Below are 19,530 nucleotides of genomic sequence, written 5' to 3'. Positions count from 1 at the left end.
GCAAAGATCGAATGGACAGCTCGGTTCATGTGGGAGCTGGCTTGCCTGCGATAGCATTCTGTCAGTTAGCCCATCAGTCAGCTGACCCACCGCCATCGCAGGCAAGCCAGCTCCCACACTGACCTCATTTCAACCACACACGTGCTTATCGCTCATGGACATAGGTACCCGGTGCCGCTTCCGCCGCGGCGTAGGTCTTGTTACCCAAGCTTGTCGGCGCTTTTTTCAATTTACCCGCCCGCTCCGCCATCCATCCCTGCCAATGCAGCCACCAGGAATCGGTGTGCTTGGTGGCATTTTCCTGCCAGTCCAAGGCCTTGCCGGTCAGGCTTTCGCTGGTTTGGTAACGCGCCTTGGGGTTGCCCGGGGGGTTGAGGATGCTCTGGATGTGCCCACTGCTGGACAGCACAAACTCCACCTTGCCACCGAACAGTTGCGCCGATTTGTAGCAAGACTGCCACGGTGTGATGTGGTCGTTGGTGCCGGCCAATGAATAGATATCCGCGGTGACCTGCTTGAGGTCGATCGGCGTGCCGCACACTTCCAGGGCGTTGGCGCGCACCAGCGGGTTGTTCTTGAACAGTTCGATCAGGTCGCCGTGAAAGGCGGCGGGTAGGCGCGTGGTGTCGTTGTTCCAGAACAGGATGTCGAACACCGGTGGCTCGTTGCCCAACAGGTAGTTGTTGACCCAATAGTTCCAGATCAGGTCGTTGGGGCGCATCCATGCGAACACCTTGGCCATATCGCGGCCTTCCAGCACGCCGGCCTGGTAGGAGTGGCGCTTGGCCGCCTCCAGAGTCTGTTCATCGACGAACAGCGCCACCTGGGTGTCCAGGGTGGTGTCCAGCACGCTCACCAGCAGGGTCAGGGCGTTGACCTTCTTCTCCCCCAGTGCCGCGTAGTGGCCGAGCAGCGCAGTGCAGGTGATGCCTCCGGAGCAGGCGCCGAGCATGTTGACGTCCTTGCTGCCAGTAATCGCCGTGACCACATCCACCGCTTCCTTGAGCGCCTCGATGTAGGTGGACAGGCCCCATTCACGCTGGGCCTTGGTCGGGTTGCGCCAGCTGACGATAAAGGTCTGCTGGTTATTGCGCAGGCAAAAACGCGCCAGGCTTTTATCCGGGCTCAGGTCGAAGACATAGAATTTGTTGATCTGCGGCGGCACCACCAGCAGCGGGCGTTCGTGAACCTGTTCGGTGATCGGCTTGTACTGGATCAGCTCCAGCACATCATTGCGAAACACCACCGCGCCTTCGCTGGTGCCCAGGGTCTTGCCCACTTCAAAGGCACCCATGTTGACCTGGCTCGGCATGCCACCGTTGTGTACCAAGTCTTTGGCGAGATGGGAGAGGCCATCGAGCAGGCTTTTGCCACCGGTTTCAAAGAAACGTTTGACCGCCGCCGGATTGGCCGCGCTGTTGGTGGGGGCCATGGCTTCGGTCATCAGGTTGATCACGAAGTGACCACGGCTGATGTCCTGTTCCGACAGGTTGCTGTCGCCGATCCAGTCGTGCAGCTCCTTGCGCCACGCCAGGTAGGTTTGCAGGTAGCGTTTGTAGAGTGGGTTCTGGCTCCAGGCCGGATCGGTGAAGCGACGGTCGTCGCCCTCGGGCACCAACTGGGATTTGCCGAACATCACGTTTTTCAATTCAACGCCGAAGTGGGCGACGTGTTTGACGCTGTGCAACGGTTGCTTGATGGCTTGGGTCAGCACCATCTTCGCCGAGGCCAATAAATCCTTTTTGCGTAACGCGATGATCGGGTTCAGCCCCAGGGTGTTTTCCGAGGCTTGGCGTTTCAAGTCATCGTTGTTCTTGTTACTCATCTACGACGCTCCATTGTCCGAAAGACGAGTACCGGGTACCGCTGTGCGCCAAGTTTCGATGCACAACACAAGCCAGGTACGCGACTCGGGTGACCGTTGATACCGCATCGTCAAATGCAGGGAACTTGCCAGTTCCATTGGTTACCCGAGTTTAATTTTTTTCGCAAGCGGGCCAATCGTTGGCCACGAGACAGGGCATTCAAGCAGATGAAATTAGAAAATGCTCTCTAAAGAGCAAGAGGCCTGAGCTAGAGCATCAGCCGTACGACAGACTCGTTCGGGTCACGGGTTTTTCCGGCGGCCTTGAGTTCAGCCAGGTAGTCGGCCCACAGTGATTCCTGACGTACAGCTAGTTGGTAGAGGTAGTCCCAGGTGAACAGTCCGCTGTCATGGCCGTCGTCGAAGGTCAGTTTCAGTGCGTACTGCCCGGCCGGTTCGATCTTGATCAAGCGCACGTTGAGCTTGCCGAATTGCAGGATGGGTTTGCCGTGGCCCTGGACCTCGGCGGAAGGCGAGTGCACCCGCAGCAGTTCGGCGGGCAACTGATAGACCTCATCGGGCCCGTAGGTGAGGCCGAGGGTATTGGAGGTTTTGTGCAGGTTTACAGCAGTAGGAAATTTCGACATTAGAGATAACCCTGAGGAGCCGGCTCCAAGCTAAAAAGTGTGGGAGGGGGCTTGCCCCCGATAACGGTGTGTCAGTCAATATACATCTATCTGACAGACCGCCATCGGGGGCAAGCCCCCTCCCACATTTGAAGCAAAGCAGTTCTATATGAGCCTTACAGGATATAACGCGACAGATCTTCGTTCTGCGCCAATTCGCCCAAGTGGCTGTTGACGTAGTCGGCGTCGATCTTGATCGCTTCGCCATTTTGCGCACCGGCCATGTCGCCGGCGCTGAAGGACACTTCCTCCAGCAAGCGCTCAAGCAGGGTGTGCAGGCGACGGGCACCGATGTTCTCGGTCTTCTCGTTGACCTGCCACGCGATCTCGGCCAGGCGCTTGATACCGTCCGGCTGGAATTCGATACCCAGGCCCTCGGTTTTCAACAGCTCACGGTACTGCTCGGTGAGCGAGGCATGCGGTTCACTGAGGATGCGCTCGAAGTCGCCCGGCGTCAGTGCCTTGAGTTCCACGCGAATTGGCAGGCGGCCTTGCAGCTCCGGCACCAGGTCGCTTGGCTTGCTCAGGTGGAATGCACCGGAGGCGATAAACAGGATGTGGTCGGTCTTGACCATGCCCAGCTTGGTGTTCACGGTGCAACCTTCGATCAGCGGCAGCAGGTCGCGTTGTACACCTTCGCGGGATACATCGACGCCACCAGCGTTGCCGCGCTTGGCCACCTTGTCGATTTCGTCGATAAACACGATACCGTGCTGCTCGACCGCTTCCAGGGCCTTGGCCTTGAGCTCTTCTTCGTTGACCAGGCGCCCGGCTTCTTCGTCGCGCACCAGTTTCAGCGCTTCCTTCACCTTGAGCTTGCGGCTTTTCTTCTTGCCCTTGCCCATGTTGGCAAACAGGCTTTGCAGCTGGTTGGTCATCTCTTCCATGCCCGGTGGCGCGGAAATATCGACGCCAGCATGCTCGGCCACTTCGATCTCGATTTCCTTGTCGTCCAACTGGCCTTCACGCAGACGCTTGCGGAACAGCTGGCGGGTGTTGGAATCCGAGGCCGGCGCGGCGTCTTCGTTGAAGCCCGTGCGTGCCGGTGGCAGCAGGGCGTCAAGGATACGTTCTTCGGCTGCATCTTCGGCGCGGTGGCTGACCTTGGTCATTTCCTGCTCGCGCAACAGCTTCAGCGCGGCGTCAGCGAGGTCGCGGATGATCGATTCGACATCGCGACCCACGTAGCCCACTTCGGTGAACTTGGTGGCTTCGACCTTGATGAACGGGGCGTTGGCCAGTTTGGCCAGGCGACGGGCGATCTCGGTTTTACCGACGCCGGTCGGGCCAATCATCAGGATGTTCTTCGGCGTTACTTCAACGCGCAGTTCTTCGGGCAATTGCATCCGGCGCCAGCGGTTACGCAGCGCGATGGCAACGGCGCGCTTGGCATCGTCCTGGCCGATGATATGGCGGTTAAGTTCATGGACGATTTCGCGGGGAGTCATGGACATAGTGTTTGGCGGCCTCAAGCGGGAATAAGCCTACGGCTTACTCGGCGAGGTCCTGCTCCTCAATGGTGAAGTTGTGGTTGGTGAACACGCAGATATCGCCGGCGATACCCAAGGCGGTTTCGACGATTTCCCGGGCCGACAGGTCGGTTTTCTTCAGCAGTGCGCTGGCGGCCGCTTGGGCATAGCCACCGCCGGAACCCATGGCGATCAGGCCATGTTCAGGCTCAACCACATCGCCGTTGCCGGTGATGATCAGGGACGCGTCTTTGTTCGCGACGGCGAGCATGGCTTCCAGGCGGCTGAGGGAGCGGTCGGTGCGCCATTCTTTGGCAAGTTCGACAGCGGCACGTACGAGGTGGCCCTGATGTTTTTCCAGCTGGCCTTCGAAGCGTTCGAAAAGGGTGAAGGCGTCGGCGGTAGCGCCGGCAAAGCCCGCAAGAACCTGGCCGTGGTACAGGCGACGGACCTTTTTGGCGTTGCCTTTCATCACGGTGTTGCCAAGGGAAACCTGGCCGTCGCCGCCCATGACGACTTTGCCGTGGCGACGAACTGAAACGATGGTGGTCAAGGGGAGAGTCTCCACGCAGCGGGGCGAAAATGCCCTGGTGAAAACTCATATGGGGGTGGCGGGGGGGATTTCAACCGTAGGGTGTTGTGGCGGACGAGTGGTGTTTATCGGTCTTACACATGCTCAAGAACACTACAAAACAAATGTGGGAGCTGGCTTGCCTGCGATAGCGGTGTGCCAGTCACTGAAAATATTGACTGTTACACCGCTATCGCAGGCAAGCCAGCTCCCACATTTTGATCGGCGTTGTGCCTGGATCAGCGGCTCTGGCGTTGTTGTAACAACAGGTTGCTGAAGCCAGCACCGGCCAATTGCTTCTGCGCCACGGTCAACTGCTCGCGGTTGCTGAATGGCCCCACCAACACGCGATACCAGGTCGCATCCTTCACCGTGCCAGACTCCACCGTCACCGCCTGGCCCAACAGAATGATCTGCGCCCGCACGCGATCCGCATCCGCCTGTTTCGGGAACGAGCCCGCCTGCAGGAAGAACTTGGTCACCGGTGCCGCCTTGGGGGCGGCCACCGGCGGCGGTGGCGGTGGGGTAATCCCGGCCAGTGCCGCCTGGGCACGCGCAGTGTCGATCTTCGCCGCTTCCGCTGGCGTGACCGGTGTGGTCGGCACCTGTGGCGTCGGCAGGGTTTTCTCCGGCACGGCGTCAGGCGGCACGATCACTTCCGATTCCGGCAGCAGGGTGTAGAAGTCGTACTTCGGCTTCACCGGTGCGGTCGGGCTTGGCACAGTCTTGTTGGCCTCGGCTATTTTCGTGGCCTTCTGCTGCTCTTGCTTGACCCGTTTGACGTCATCGCCTTTTCCCGGCTCCAGTTTCATCAGGATCACCACAAACGCACCGACCGCCAGGCCGATGGCCATCCACAGCCAGCCCGGAATAGGTTTCTTCGCCGGAGCCTGGTAACGGCTGGCGCCGCGCTTGGGTGCAGGTTTTTTCTTGGCAGCCAACTTACATACGCTCCAGAGTTTCCAGGCCCAAGAGTTCCAGGCCTTGCTTGAGGGTCCGTCCAGCCAGTGCGGCGAGGCGCAGGCGGCTTTGCTTTTGCGCTTCGTCGTCGGCGGTGAGGATCGGGCAGTTCTCGTAGAAGCTGGAGAACAGGCCGGCGACTTCGTACAAGTAAGTGCAGAGGATGTGCGGCGTGCCTTTCTCGCCCACGCTGTTCAGCACTTCGCCGAATTGCGCCAGCTTGGCCGCCAGCTCCTGTTCGTGCGGCGCTGCCAGAACGATCTGGCCTTCGACTTCGCTGAAGTCCTTGCCCAGCTTACGGAACACCCCGGCCACACGCGTATAGGCGTACAGCAGGTACGGCGCGGTGTTGCCTTCGAAGTTGAGCATCAATTCGAAGTTGAAGCTGTAGTCGCTGGTGCGGTGCTTGGACAGGTCGGCGTACTTCACCGCACCAATGCCCACCACGCGGGCGATGTTGCGCAGGTCGGCCTCGGCCAGCTCCGGGTTCTTTTCCTTCACCAGGTTGTAGGCACGCTCCTGGGCTTCGTTCAGCAGGTCGATCAGCTTCACGGTGCCGCCGTCGCGGGTCTTGAACGGGCGGCCGTCGGCGCCGTTCATGGTACCGAAGCCCATGTGTTCCATGTGCATCGGGTGGGTGATGAAACCCGCGCGGCGGGCCACTTCGAACACCTGCTGGAAGTGCAGGGCCTGGCGTTGGTCGACGAAATACAGGGCGCGGTCGGCTTTCAGCACGCCGCTGCGGTAACGCACGGCCGCCAGGTCTGTGGTGGCGTAGAGGTAGCCGCCATCGGCCTTGACGATGATCACCGGCAGCGGTTCGCCGTCGGCGGTCTTGAATTCTTCGAGGAACACGCACTGCGCGCCGTTGCTTTCAACCAACAAACCCTTGGCCTTGAGGTCGTTGACCACATTGATCAGGTCGTCGTTGTAGGCGCTTTCGCCCATCACGTCGGCCATGGTCAACTTGACGTTGAGCAGCTCGTAGATTTCCTGGCAGTGAGACAAGGAGATGTCACGGAAACGGCCCCACAACTCCAGGCATTCCTTGTCGCCGGCCTGCAGCTTGACCACCAGGCCACGGGCGCGGTCGGCGAACTCTTCGGACTCGTCGAAGCGCTTCTTGGCGGCGCGGTAGAAGTTTTCCAGGTCCGACAGCTCGTTGCTGGTGATCGGGTTTTCTTGCAGGTAGGCCATCAACATGCCGAACTGGGTGCCCCAGTCGCCCACGTGGTTCTGGCGGATCACGGTGTCGCCGAGGAATTCCAGCACGCGAGCCACGCCGTCGCCGATGATGGTAGAGCGCAGGTGGCCCACGTGCATCTCTTTGGCCAGGTTGGGGGCCGACAGGTCAATCGCCACGCGCTGCAGCGGGCCGGCCTTGCGTACGCCGATCCTGGCGTCGGCCAGGGCCTCATCCAGGCGCGAAGCCAGGGCCTGGGTGTTCTGGAAGAAATTGATGAAGCCAGGGCCGGCGATATCGGCCTTGGTGACGCTTTCGTCGGCAGGCAGGGCGGCGATGATTTTCTCCGCCAGGTCACGCGGCTTCATGCCCGCAGGCTTGGCCAACATCATCGCGATGTTGCTGGCGAAGTCACCGTGGGTCTTGTCGCGGGTGTTCTCCACCTGGATCGCCGGCGTCAGGCCTTCAGGCAACACACCTTCGTTGACGAGTTGGGTGAGGGCTTGTTGGATCAGCTGGCGAATGGTGTCTTTCATGGTGTTCTCTTTCGACCGCAAGCGGCGGTGCGCGAAGCGCAGGTGGAAAAACTGGGCATTATCCGTGGCGAGGGCGGGCTTGCCAACCGTTCAGACCAGATGGCAGACCTGCGGGCCTCATCGCGGGCAAGCCCGCTCCCACATTTAATGGTATTCACAATTCAAACTGTGGGAGCGGGCTTGCCCGCGATAGCGATCTATCTATCAATACAAATCTACCGGGTCTACATCCAGCGACCATCGCACCTGCCGGCCACTGGGCATTTGCTCCAGGGCAAGCAACCAGCTACTTAACAACCGGTGCAATGGTGCCCGAGACGTTGCCTGCAAGAGTAGCTGAGCGCGATAGCGCCCGGCGCGGCGCTCCATAGGCGCAGGCACCGGGCCGAGCAGTTCGATGCCGGTCAGACCCAGTTCGGCCAGTAAACGTTCGGCAGCGCTACAGGCTTCATCGAGAAAACTTTCTGCCTGCCCCGGCTTGTGGGCTTCCGCCCGTAGCAAAGCCAGGTGCGCAAAAGGCGGCAGACCTGCGGCGCGGCGTTCGCTCAAGGCTTGTTCGGCGAAGGCAAAGTAGCCTTCTTCTGTCAGTTGGATCAGCAGCGGATGGTCGGCCAAGTGGGTCTGGATAATCACCCTGCCCGGCTCTTCGGCCCGCCCGGCCCGGCCTGCGACTTGTACGATCAGTTGCGCCATGCGCTCGCTGGCGCGGAAGTCGCCGGAGAACAACCCGCCATCGGCATCCAGGATCGACACCAGTGTCACGCGTGGGAAGTGGTGCCCCTTGGCGAGCATCTGGGTGCCAATCAGGATGCACGGCTGGCCTTTCTGGATGGTAGCGAACAGCTGGTTCATCGCATCTTTGCGCGAGGTGCTGTCGCGGTCGACCCGCAGCACCGGGTAATCCGGGAACAGAATGCCCAGGCGTTCTTCGGCGCGCTCGGTGCCTGCGCCCACCGGGCGCAGGTCGACTTTGCCACACTGCGGACAGTGGCGCGGCACGCGCTCCACATGGCCACAGTGGTGGCAGCGCAGCTCGCCGTAGCGCTGGTGCACGGTCATGCGCGCATCGCAGCGCTCGCACTCAGACATCCATCCGCAGTCATGGCACAGCAGGGTTGGGGCGAAACCGCGACGGTTGAGAAACACCAACACTTGCTGGCCGGCGGCGAGGGTCTGGCCTATGGCTTGTTGCATCGGCCCGGAAATACCGCTGTCCAGTGGACGGCTTTTGACGTCCAGGCGCAGGAAGCGCGGTTGCTTGGCGCCACCGGCACGCTCGTTGAGGCGTAGCAGGCCATAACGGCCGGTGTAGGCGTTGTGCAGGCTCTCCAGGGATGGCGTGGCTGAGCCCAGCACGATCGGGATGTCCTCCTGGCGTGCCCGCACCAGCGCCAGGTCGCGGGCGTGGTAGCGCAAACCTTCCTGCTGTTTATAGGAGCCGTCGTGCTCCTCGTCGATGATGATCAGCCCGGGATTTTTCATCGGGGTGAACAGTGCCGAGCGGGTGCCGATAATGATGTCGGCCTCGCCGTCACGCGCCGCCAGCCAAGACTCCAAGCGTTCACGATCGTTGACCGCTGAGTGCACCAATGCGATGCGTGCGTTGAAGCGTTGTTCGAACCGCGCCAGGGTTTGCGGGCCGAGGTTGATCTCGGGGATCAACACCAATGCTTGCTTGCCGGCTTGCAGGGTTTCACGGATCAACTGCAAATAGACTTCGGTCTTGCCGCTGCCGGTCACGCCGGCCAGCAGGAAGGCATGAAAACTATCGAAGCCGGCACGGATAGCTTCATAAGCCGCACGTTGCTCAGTGTTCAGCGGCAGTTCGGGCTGGGCCAGCCAGTGTTCATGGCGTGGGTCCGGCGCGTGCTTGCGGATTTCCACCTGCACCAGCCCCTTGGCCAGCAGCAGGTCGAGGCTGTCCTTGCTCAACATCAGCTTGCTTAATAGCTGATGGGCCACGCCGTGCGGGTGCTGGGCCAGCGTAGCCAAGGCTTCGCGCTGGCGTGGGGCACGGGCGATGCGTGGGTCGTCGAGGCTGGCTCCGGGGGCCACTGACCAGAAGCGTTCCTGGCGCGCTTCCGCCAGTTCGCCCTGGCGTAGCAGCACCGGCAGCGCCCAGCTCAAGGTATCGCCGAGGCTGTGCTGGTAGTACTGGGCGGTCCACAGGCACAGTTTGAACAGTGCGGGTGGCAGCGGCGGGGTGGCGTCAAGGATTGCCAGGGCAGGCTTGAGCTTTTCGGCGGGGACTTCGCTGTGATCGGCGACTTCCACCAGGATGCCGATCATCTCCCGCCGCCCAAACGGCACACGCACGCGCATGCCCGGTTGCAACTGCGCGCGGGGCACGCCGGCCGGAGCGCGATAGTCGAACAGGCGGCGCAGGGGCGAGGGCAGGGCTAGGCGCAAAATGGCGTCGGGCACGCGGGGAGTCTCATATAAAGGCAGGCGGTGGCGCAGGGGCGGGAGCCTAGCAGACCTGCGGTGGGGGTGTCCTGTCTGTGGTGCAGGAGGCTGTACTTCTGTGGGAGCCGGGCTTGCCCGCGATGGCGGCGTATCAGTCGCCGGATTGGGTGTTTGACACACCGCCATCGCGGGCAAGCCCGGCTCCCACATTGATCATGATGAGTCGGCAGTTTTTCGGATGAAAGGGGCTTTTATGTGGATAAACCACGGAAAGCGCCGCTTGCGCGATTAAAAAGGTCTGGTAGAATCCGCGGCCTAATTACGTGCGGTATTCGACAATAGTGTCGAGTGGCGGCACGCTAGCCCGAGGAAGTGCCATGAAAGCCGATATCCATCCAGCGTACGAAACCATCGAAGTCACCTGCAGCTGCGGCAACAAGTTCGAAACCCGTTCGAACCTGTGCAAGCCACTGGGTACTGACGTATGCAACGAGTGCCACCCGTTCTACACCGGTAAGCAGAAGACTCTGGACACCGGCGGCCGTGTACAGCGCTTCGCAGATCGCTTTGGTGCTTTCGGTGCCAAAAAGGCCTAAGGCCGATCAACTTGGGAAGCCGTTCAGGTTTTTCCATGCTGATGAAAAAGGCGTCCCTTGTGGGCGCCTTTTTTGTGCCTGCGATTTGGCTGGCCGCCGCTCAGGCCGAAGCGTACTGCCCGGCGCCGGCGTCCGTGGTGCAGGTCGAAGTGCAGCGCGTGGTGGATGGCGACACGGTACGTCTCAAGGATGGTCGCAGCGTGCGCATGATCGGGCTCAATACGCCGGAGACCGGTAAAAAGGGGCGTACAGACGAACCTTTTGCCGTCGCCGCGCGTCAGCGCTTGCAGGCATTGGTGACGGCCAGCGGCGGCCGGCTCGGCATGGTGACGGGGCGCGAGAGCAAAGACCGCTACGGACGGACCCTGGCCCACCTCTATGGTGCCGATGGCGAGAACCTGGAGGCGCAATTGTTGGCCGAGGGTTTCGGCTTTCAGGTTGCAGTGGCACCGAATATCGACTTGGCCGCCTGCCAGCAAGTGGCCGAAGACGCAGCTCGCCGAGCACAGCTGGGGCTTTGGCGGCAATCGCCTGTGCAATCCGTGGCGCAACTCAAACAGTCCGGCTTTGCCTTGGTCAGCGGCCGGGTAAGCAAGATTGAGCGCAATCGAGGTGGAATTTGGATTGGGCTGCAGGGCGCGCTGGTATTACGTATTGCGCCTGACCAGATCAATAAATTCGACAGCGCCCGGCTCAATGGCCTGCAAGGCCAGGTTATCGAGGCGCGAGGTTGGGTGCAGGATCGCTCTCGGCGTGGCGGCCTGAAAAACGGCCAGGCGCGCTGGCTTCTGACATTGAGCGACCCCAGCATGCTCAAATCGGCACTTTAAGAAAAAATTGTAGACATTTTTAGAGTCGATTGTGAACAGTTGAGCCCTTGTATCCCGTGGCTCTTGGCCGAAAGTCGTAGCGCAGGGCCCTTGACACCTGTGACTGCCCAGTCTTGTAGGGGCTTTACGACACGAGTATCCTCGGCGGTCCGTCGACCAACAGTAAAAGCGGAATGCCGATATGTCTGATTTGAAAACTGCCGCTCTCGAATATCATGCCCATCCTCGTCCAGGAAAGCTGAGTGTAGAGCTCACCAAAGCCACTGCCACCGCTCGCGACCTGTCGCTGGCCTACAGCCCTGGTGTTGCCGAGCCCGTACGTGAAATCGCCCGCGACCCTGAACTGGCGTACAAGTACACCGGCAAAGGCAACCTGGTTGCAGTGATTTCCGATGGCACCGCGATTCTTGGCCTGGGTAACCTCGGCCCATTGGCGTCCAAGCCAGTCATGGAAGGTAAAGGCGTGCTGTTCAAGCGCTTTGCCGGCATCGACGTTTTCGACATCGAAGTCGATTCCGAAAGCCCACAGGCTTTCATCGACACCGTAAAGCGCATTTCCATCACTTTCGGTGGCATCAACCTGGAAGACATCAAGGCACCTGAGTGCTTCGAGATCGAAAAGGCCCTGATCGAACAGTGCGACATCCCGGTATTCCACGATGACCAGCACGGCACCGCGATCGTTACCGCGGCCGGCATGATCAACGCCCTGGAAATCGCCGGCAAAACCCTGGCTGACGCCAAGATCGTCTGCCTGGGCGCCGGTGCTGCGGCCATCTCCTGCATGAAGCTGATCGTGAGCATGGGCGCCAAGCTGGAAAACATCTACATGGTCGACAGCAAGGGCGTGATCCAGTCCGAGCGTACCGACCTGAACCAGTACAAGGCGATGTTTGCGCACCCGTCCTCCAAGCGCACCCTGGCTGACGCCCTTGACGGTGCAGACGTGTTCGTCGGCCTGTCCGGCCCGAACCTGCTGAGCGCTGAAGGCCTCAAATCCATGGCGGCCAACCCGATCGTGTTCGCGTGCTCCAACCCGGACCCAGAAATCTCGCCAGAGCTGGCTCACGCCACTCGCAGCGACGTGATCATGGCCACCGGTCGTTCGGACTACCCGAACCAGGTCAACAACGTGCTGGGCTTCCCGTTCATCTTCCGTGGCGCCCTGGACGTTCGCGCCAAGCGCATCAACGAAGAGATGAAAGTGGCTGCTGCCAACGCCCTGCGTGAACTGGCCAAACTGCCAGTACCACAGGACGTATGCGACGCCTACGGCGGTGCCAAGTTGGAATTCGGTCGTGAGTACATCATTCCGAAACCAATGGACAAGCGCCTGATCACCCTGATCTCCGATGCCGTGGCCAAGGCCGCCATCGAGACTGGCGTGGCTACCCTGCCGTATCCGAAGCACTACCCGCTGAAAAGCGTGGATGATGTGTTCAACGGCTAAGCCGTTGTAGCGCACCAACAAAAAGCCCCGGCTCTCGCGAGTCGGGGCTTTTTTGTTGTGTAGCGATTTACTTGAGCCTTACACAGGTCCAAATGTGGGAGCTGGCTTGCCTGCGATAGCATCACCGCAGTTTGACTGATACACCGAGGTGCCTGCATCGCAGGCAAGCCAGCTCCCACACTGGATCTCACCGATCAGAAGAGATCGATCGGCGCCCCTTCGTCCGCAGGCAGCGGGCTGCCCGGTGCAACGCCATTGCCCAGCTCGTTGACCGACGGTGGCGTGTCTTCGCTCTTGAACAGTTCGAAGTAAGCATTCGGCGTGCTAGGCGAGGCTGCGCGGCCACTGACCGGGTCGATCCGCAGGCTGAGGATGCCTTCCGGTTCCGGCTGGGTGTGCAGTGGCTTGTCTTTCAAGGCTGCGCCCATGTAGCTCATCCAGATCGGCAGCGCGACGGTGCCGCCGAATTCGCGGCGGCCCAGGCTTTCCGGCTGGTCATAGCCGGTCCATACGGTGGTCACGTAGTCGGCGTTATAGCCGGAGAACCAGGCGTCCTTGGACTCGTTGGTGGTACCGGTCTTGCCCGCGATATCCGCACGGCCCAGGGCCAATGCGCGGCGGCCGGTGCCCTTCTTGATCACGTCCTCAAGGATGCTGTTGAGGATGTAAGTGGTGCGGCCATCAACTACGCGCGGTGCAACGGCGGGCGCTTGAGGTTCGGTCGGCGCGGTGGTACTGGCGACGGGCGCTGTGCCTGGGGTTGGCTCGACAGTGATGCCACCATTGCCCGGTGCAGCGATGCCGTCAGGGGCGGCGACGCCGTTGACCACATCGCCCGGCACCCGTGGTGGGTTGGCGGTGAACAGGGTTTCGCCATTGCGGCTTTCGACCTTGTCGATCAGGTACGGTGTGATCTTGTAGCCGCCGTTGGCAAAGGTACTCCAGCCAGTGGCGATCTCCATTGGCGTGAGGGTGGCGGTGCCCAGGGCCAGGGACAGGTTTGGCGGCAGGTCCGACTTGTTGAAGCCAAAGCGCGTGATGTAGTCGATGGTCTTGCCCACGCCCATCGCTTGCAGCAGGCGAATCGATACGAGGTTGCGCGACTTGTACAGCGCTTCACGCACGCGGATCGGGCCGAGGAACGTATTGGTGTCGTTCTTCGGGCGCCAGACCTTGTCCAGGTACTCATCGACGAACACGATCGGTGCGTCGTTGACCAGGCTTGCGGCGGTGTAGCCGTTGTCCAGCGCGGCGCTGTAGATGAATGGCTTGAAGCTCGAGCCCGGCTGGCGCTTGGCCTGGATGGCGCGGTTGTAGTTGCTCTGCTCGAAGGCAAAGCCGCCGACCAGGGCACGGATCGCACCGTTCTGCGGGTCGAGGGAGACCAGGGCGCCCTGTGCCACCGGCACTTGGCTGAATTTGAGAGTGTCGTCCTTCTGGCGCTGCACGCGGATCAAGTCACCCACCTGCGCCACGTCCGACGGCTGCTTGGGCATCGGGCCCATGCTGTTGGTGTTCAGGAACGGGCGTGCCCATTTCATGCTGTCCCACGCCACGTGCGCTTCGCCGGTGCGAGTCAGCACTTGCACGCCATCTTTCTTCACTTGGGTGACGATGGCCGGTTCCAGGCCGCTGATCGAGCGCTGCTTGCCCAGTTCTGCAGTCCAGGCGCTCAAGGTCTTGCCGGGCAGGCGCGACTCGGGGCCACGGTAGCCGTGACGCTGGTCATAAGTGATCAGGCCCTCGTGCACCGAGTGGTTGGCGATTTCCTGCAAGTTGCTCGGAACCGTCGTGGTGACACGGAAACCTTCGGTATAGGCGTCGCTGCCATAGCGACCGACCATCTCGGCGCGGGCCATTTCGGCGATGTATGGAGCATTCACTTCTGGCGTCGGCACGTGATAGCTGGCGTTCAGCGGCTCGGCCACGGCACTTTCGTAAGCGGCCTGGTCGATCTTGCCCAGCTTGTACATGCGGCCCAGGATCCAGTCGCGGCGCTCTTTGCTGCGCGCCGGGTTGGCCAGCGGGTTGAAGCGCGACGGGGCCTTCGGTAGGCCGGCAATCATGGCCATCTGCGCGAGGCTGGCATCACGAATCGACTTGCCGTAGTAGACCTGGGACGCCGCCTCGATCCCGTAGGCGCGGTTGCCCAGGTAGATCTTGTTCACGTACAGCTCAAGGATCTCGTCCTTGGTCAGCTGACGCTCGATTTGCAGGGCCAGGAGGATCTCGGTGGCCTTGCGCGAAAAGCTGCGTTCGCTGGTGAGGAAGAAGTTCTTCGCCACCTGCATGGTGATGGTGCTGCCGCCTGACTGGATGTGTCCGCTTTTTACCAATTGTGTGGCTGCACGCACCAGGCTGCTGGGGTCGACGCCGTAGTGGTTGGCGAAATTATCGTCCTCGGCGGACAACAGTGCACTGATGAAATTGGGTGGAATGTCGGCGAAACGGATCGGTGTGCGGCGCATTTCGCCGAACTCCGCGATCAGTTTTTCATCGCTGCTGTAGACCCGCAAAGGAATCTGCAACTGGATACTTCTGAGCGCCTCTACGGAGGGCAAACCCGGACTAAGGTAGAGGTAGGCACCGCTGAGTACGAGCAGCAGCCCGCAGACAATCGCGACAATGGAGTACCCGAAAAACTTCAGCAGACGAATCAAGGCTTTTGGATTTCCAGAGAAAAGAATGGGTTACGCGTCGGGGCATGCATGGCAAACGATGGATCGACCCGAGCTGCAGATAAAAAGCGGGAAAAAACGCTGGGCATTAAAGCATTTTCGGCTTGGGGCGTCATTCGCGCCACTCAAACAAGTCGACCGAATGCACGACGGCCGGCGGCAATCAGGCGGTATGACAGGTAAAGTTTTAGGGAGTTTTATGAGAAAAGGATTTTTCAGGCGAAAAACCGACAGCGTTCTGGGTGTCGATATTCATGAGGCCGGTATCAAGCTGATCGAACTGGGCCGTTCGGCCACTGGGTATACCATCGAGGGTTATGCCACGCAGGGGCTGTCAGCCCATGCCGTGGTCGATGGCACATTGCTGGATCTTGAGGGGATAGGGCAGGCGCTGCGTCAAGCGCTCGCACGGTTGCGTACATCGGTTCGCCAGGCAGCGGTGGCCGTGGTTGGGCCCTCGGTCATCACGCGGGTGATCGAAATGGATGCGGGGCTCAGTGATGAGGAGATGGTCTGGATGATTCAGATGGAGGCCGACCAGTACATTCCTTATCCATTGGATGATGTGGCCATCGACTTTCAAGTCCGCGGCCCTTCGATTCAGGACCCGCGCAGGGTCGAAGTATTATTGGCCGCCTGCCTCAAGGAACAGGTCGAGGCCCGCGCTGCGGTTTTGGCCCTTGCCGGGCTTGTCCCGCAGGTGGTGGACATCGAGGGGTTTGCATTGGAGCGCGCGAGCCGTCAGGATTTTGCCAGCTTCACGCCGGGTCATCGAGTCGATGGCGCACAATGGGCGGTGGATGCCCAGGAAATGGGAGTGGCTTGCGGGTTGGCCCTGAGGAGTTTCGCTGGATGACACGAATCAATCTTTTGCCTTGGCGCGAGGCGCTGGTGCAACGGCGGCGCAAATATTTCCTGATGCTGCTCCTGGCGTTCGCCGGTGTGGCACTCGCTGCGGTGTGGCTGGCTGATCAGGTGATTGATCGGGCGATAGACCGGCAGGTGGCGCGCAATCATCACTTGGGCAAGGAAGTCGCCGTCCAGGATTCGCGCATCAAGACCATCGACGACCTGCAGGAGCGAAGCCAGCAGCTGGCAGAGCGCATGAAGGTTGTGCAGGACCTGCATGACACCCGTTCTACCAGTGCCCAGTTGTTTGATCAGTTGGCGCGCGCAGTGCCTGATGGCGTCCGGCTGCACGAGGTGCTGGCAGATGGCGATACCGTCAGCGTCAGCGGCAGTGCTGAAACCAGCGAGGACATCGCCCAGTTGATGCGCCGCCTTGAAGCCTCGCAGGGCACCCACGCAACGCGGCTCCAGCGTGTGCGTACGGACGCTGGGAGCGGCGACAATGAGTTCCAGTTGATGGTACGTCAGGGGGAATCCACCGAGGCGCAACCATGAGCCTGCCCAGGCTCGACTTTTCCGCACTCACCTACAACGCTGCAGCATGGCCCTGGCCTGGTAAGGCTCTGCTCGCCTGCGCGTTGGCCTGCCTGCTGATGGTGGTGGGAGAAGCCTGGTACCTGAGCCCGTCGCGGGAGCGATTGCACGTAGTTGAAGCTCGGGAAGTGGCACTGCAACAGCAGCTTGCGCAAAGAGCTGATGTGGCTGCCAGCCTTGAAGAGCGCACCCGCCAGTTCGAGGTGATGGAGCAGCAAGCTGCGGGTCTGTTAGGGCGTATTTCCGGCCAGTCCGAGGTGCCTGCGTTTCTTGAGGATATTACTCGTCTGGCGGCGGCCAATGGGCTGGTGGTGGAGGGCATCACGGTTTTGGATGAACAGCCGTGGTCGTTTCTCGTTGAACAACCCGTGCAGATAGGGACTAGTGGGGTTTACCACGACCTTGCGATGTTTGTGGCGGCCTTGGGCGGGCTGTCGAGGATCGTGACTGTGCATGATGTTGCGCTTCGACCGGATGGCGCCTTGCTGCATCTCAATCTGTTGGCTAAAACCTATCGCCGCGACTCGCCTCGCGGGCAGGCAATCGACCCTGGGGCGCGCTTTGCCGACGACTCATCATCCCTGCGTGATCCGTTCCAGCCATTCGCTTTGCAGGTTGAACGGGTGCTTGGCAGGCCGGCGCTTGCGCCTGATCCCACCCGTATCCGGGGGAAGCTGGAAGGTCTGGCTACCGATCAGTTTGAAATGGTCGGCACATTGTCTCGCGGTGGGCAGGTTTTTGCCTTGCTGCGTGCGGCATCAGAGGTCTATCGGCTGGCGGTAGGCGACTACCTGGGGCCGAATCATGGCCGGGTCAACGCTATTCATGACGGCCACATCGAACTGGTCGAGCTGTTCCCCGATGAACAGGGCACATGGCTGGAGCGCCCGCGAACCCTGAAGCTGAACGTCAACTCATAACGGAATCAATCAATGAAAAGGACTTTCTCGTCCTTCGGTGTGGCGCTATGGATAGCGTTCACGGCACCGATGGCTGCTGCTGTACCCAATCGCCTGGACTTGATCCAACTGCCGCCTCCTGACGGCGTGGTGCCGGGGACGTACTCCGGCGAAAAGCTGAACCTGAATTTCCAGAACATCGAGCTGCGCGCGGTGTTGCAGCAAATCGCTGATATCGCGGGCCTCAACCTAGTCGCCAGCGATGAGGTGCAGGGTTCGATTACCTTGCGGCTCAAGGACGTACCCTGGGACCAGGCGCTGGACTTGGTGCTGCACACCAAAGGCTTGGATAAGCGGCTCAAAGCCGGTGTGTTGCTGGTCGCCCCAGCCGACGAATTGGCTGCTCGCGAGTTGCTGACGTTGGAGTCACGCAAGCAGATGGCCGAGCTGGCGCCCTTGCGTCGGGAGTTGTTACAGGTCAACTACGCCAAGGCGGCGGACTTGGCCAAGTTGTTCCAATCCGTCAGCGGACTTGAAGGCACCACCGATGAGCGCGGTTCGGTAGCGGTGGACGACCGCACCAACAACATCATCGCCTATCAGACTGGGGAGCGGCTGGAGGAGCTGCGGCGAATCGTGGCGCAACTGGACATTCCTGTGCGGCAGGTGATGATCGAGGCGCGTATCGTCGAGGCCAATGTCGATTACGACAAAAGCCTGGGCGTGCGTTGGGGTGGTGGGCTGAGCCGGGGTAATTGGGGCGCTGGCGGTATTCGCAAACCGCTGCCTGAAGGCGCGGAGCTACCGGAAAACCCGCCCAGCTCACCCTTTGTCGACTTGGGTTCACTGACGGGCACGTCAGGCCTGGGCATCGCCTATATCAGCGACAATCTGTTGCTGGATCTTGAACTGACTGCCATGGAAAAAACCGGCAACGGTGAAATCGTCTCGCAACCCAAAGTGGTCACCGCCGACAAAGAAACCGCGCGCATCCTCAAAGGCACCGAGATCCCCTATCAGGAATCCAGTTCCAGTGGCGCTACATCGGTGTCGTTCAAAGAGGCTTCGTTATCCCTGGAAGTGACCCCGCAAATCACTCCCGACGACCGGGTCATCATGGAGGTCAAAGTCACCAAGGATGAGCCTGACTACCTGAACAAGCTCAACGACGTGCCACCGATCAAGAAAAACGAGGTGAATGCGAAGGTGTTGGTCAAGGATGGCGAGACCATTGTTATTGGTGGAGTTTTCTCCAATACCCAAAGCAAAGTGGTAGATAAAGTGCCATTTTTGGGCGATGTGCCGTATCTTGGCCGACTTTTCCGGCGCGATGTGCTGGCGGAGAAAAAATCCGAGCTGCTGGTATTCCTGACTCCGCGTATTATGAATAACCAGGCGATTGCTGTGAGTCGTTGATTCTGTGCGAAATTTGATTCTTGTAGGACCGATGGGCGCTGGAAAAAGCACCATCGGCCGTTTGCTGGCCAAAGAGCTGCGCCTGCCGTTCAAAGATTCCGACAAGGAAATTGAATTGCGCACGGGCGCCAATATCCCATGGATCTTCGATAAGGAAGGCGAACTGGGCTTTCGCGACCGCGAGCAGGCGATGATTGCCGAGCTGTGCGGCTGCGACGGCGTGGTATTGGCCACCGGCGGTGGCGCAGTGATGCGCGATGAGAACCGTCGGGCGCTGCATGCCGGTGGTCGGGTGGTCTATCTGCATGCTTCAGTGGAGCAGCAGGTTGGCCGCACTGCCCGTGACCGGAATCGCCCATTACTGCGCACCGCCGACCCGGCAAAGACCCTGCGGGATCTGTTGGCGCTGCGCGATCCGCTGTACCGGGAAATCGCTGATCTGGTGGTGGAAACCGATGAACGGCCACCTCGGATGGTGGTTCTCGACATTCTTGAGCGCCTGCAACAGCTGCCACCCCGTTAAAGCCAGGCCCGAAATGCGCTATTCTCGGCGGCGCGCCATTCTCCTACGGAGTGTGGCGTAGAGCCATCAGGCGACGTCAG

At 60.5% G+C, this 19,530-nt stretch carries 15 protein-coding genes and 1 pseudogene; 8 read left to right on the top strand and 8 right to left on the bottom strand.

Going from position 1 to position 19,530, the window contains the following annotated elements; genetic code table 11:
* Positions 1-145: 145 nt before the first annotated feature.
* From phaC to AC07V4_RS04165, 7 genes are all read right to left on the bottom strand, one after another.
* Entirely contained in the window at positions 146-1,825 is a 1,680-nt protein-coding gene (gene phaC, locus AC07V4_RS04195; RefSeq protein WP_492637602.1) for a class II poly(R)-hydroxyalkanoic acid synthase, read from the bottom strand.
* 248 nt (positions 1,826-2,073) lie between these two features.
* On the bottom strand, positions 2,074-2,451 hold the full coding sequence (locus tag AC07V4_RS04190; protein WP_431752843.1) for a gamma-butyrobetaine hydroxylase family protein: 378 nt from the start codon (positions 2,449-2,451) through the stop codon (positions 2,074-2,076).
* Positions 2,452-2,606: 155 nt separating this feature from the next.
* Positions 2,607-3,944, bottom strand: a complete 1,338-nt coding sequence (gene hslU / locus AC07V4_RS04185; protein ID WP_492637601.1) for an ATP-dependent protease ATPase subunit HslU — start codon at positions 3,942-3,944, stop codon at positions 2,607-2,609.
* Positions 3,945-3,981: 37 nt separating this feature from the next.
* The gene (hslV, locus tag AC07V4_RS04180; RefSeq protein ID WP_010563201.1) at positions 3,982-4,512 is read right to left on the bottom strand and encodes an ATP-dependent protease subunit HslV; all 531 of its coding nucleotides are present in this window, start codon (positions 4,510-4,512) and stop codon (positions 3,982-3,984) included.
* Between the two features lie 257 nt (positions 4,513-4,769).
* Positions 4,770-5,471, bottom strand: a complete 702-nt coding sequence (locus AC07V4_RS04175) for an SPOR domain-containing protein (RefSeq protein WP_492637376.1) — start codon at positions 5,469-5,471, stop codon at positions 4,770-4,772.
* 1 nt (position 5,472) lies between these two features.
* Positions 5,473-7,209, bottom strand: a complete 1,737-nt coding sequence (gene argS, locus AC07V4_RS04170) for an arginine--tRNA ligase (RefSeq protein ID WP_492637375.1) — start codon at positions 7,207-7,209, stop codon at positions 5,473-5,475.
* A 204-nt stretch (positions 7,210-7,413) separates the two neighbouring features.
* Positions 7,414-9,633 (bottom strand): primosomal protein N', encoded by a 2,220-nt coding sequence (locus tag AC07V4_RS04165; RefSeq protein ID WP_492637374.1) that lies wholly within the window; start codon positions 9,631-9,633, stop codon positions 7,414-7,416.
* Positions 9,634-9,992: 359 nt separating this feature from the next.
* On the opposite strand from AC07V4_RS04165, the gene rpmE reads away from it, so the two are divergent.
* The 3 genes from rpmE to AC07V4_RS04150 all read left to right on the top strand — a co-directional run bounded on the left by rpmE (position 9,993) and on the right by AC07V4_RS04150 (position 12,491).
* On the top strand, positions 9,993-10,211 hold the full coding sequence (gene rpmE, locus AC07V4_RS04160) for a 50S ribosomal protein L31 (RefSeq protein WP_010213765.1): 219 nt from the start codon (positions 9,993-9,995) through the stop codon (positions 10,209-10,211).
* Between the two features lie 35 nt (positions 10,212-10,246).
* Complete coding sequence (locus AC07V4_RS04155; RefSeq protein WP_492637373.1) at positions 10,247-11,041, top strand: thermonuclease family protein; 795 nt, start codon at positions 10,247-10,249, stop codon at positions 11,039-11,041.
* 181 nt (positions 11,042-11,222) lie between these two features.
* A complete protein-coding gene (locus AC07V4_RS04150) occupies positions 11,223-12,491 on the top strand; it encodes a malic enzyme-like NAD(P)-binding protein (protein ID WP_431752519.1) in 1,269 nt (422 codons plus the stop codon).
* Between the two features lie 194 nt (positions 12,492-12,685).
* Here the strand turns inward: AC07V4_RS04150 and AC07V4_RS04145 are convergent, their stop codons facing one another.
* Entirely contained in the window at positions 12,686-15,148 is a 2,463-nt protein-coding gene (locus tag AC07V4_RS04145) for a penicillin-binding protein 1A (RefSeq protein WP_492637381.1), read from the bottom strand.
* A 220-nt stretch (positions 15,149-15,368) separates the two neighbouring features.
* Here AC07V4_RS04145 and pilM point away from each other — a divergent pair, with 220 nt between their 5' ends.
* The 5 genes and pseudogenes from pilM (at position 15,369) to aroK (ending at position 19,450) form a co-directional block, all read left to right on the top strand.
* The gene (gene pilM / locus AC07V4_RS04140; protein ID WP_492637380.1) at positions 15,369-16,025 is read left to right on the top strand and encodes a type IV pilus assembly protein PilM; all 657 of its coding nucleotides are present in this window, start codon (positions 15,369-15,371) and stop codon (positions 16,023-16,025) included.
* Positions 16,022-16,573 (top strand): PilN domain-containing protein, encoded by a 552-nt coding sequence (locus AC07V4_RS04135; RefSeq protein ID WP_492637372.1) that lies wholly within the window; start codon positions 16,022-16,024, stop codon positions 16,571-16,573. The genes pilM and AC07V4_RS04135 overlap by 4 nt, the downstream gene beginning before the upstream one ends.
* Positions 16,570-17,532, top strand: coding sequence for a pilus assembly protein PilP (locus AC07V4_RS04130; protein ID WP_492637371.1), 963 nt, complete (start codon positions 16,570-16,572; stop codon positions 17,530-17,532). The genes AC07V4_RS04135 and AC07V4_RS04130 overlap by 4 nt, the downstream gene beginning before the upstream one ends.
* Before the next feature lie 141 nt (positions 17,533-17,673).
* Positions 17,674-18,927 (top strand): annotated as a pseudogene (locus AC07V4_RS04125) (type IV pilus secretin PilQ); the annotation flags it as partial.
* A 4-nt stretch (positions 18,928-18,931) separates the two neighbouring features.
* Positions 18,932-19,450, top strand: a complete 519-nt coding sequence (gene aroK / locus AC07V4_RS04120; protein WP_071482666.1) for a shikimate kinase AroK — start codon at positions 18,932-18,934, stop codon at positions 19,448-19,450.
* Positions 19,451-19,530: the final 80 nt, after the last annotated feature.

The organism is Pseudomonas sp. GW821-FHT03A09, from assembly GCF_059421065.1.
This window is presented reverse-complemented; position numbering and strand designations above follow the sequence as displayed.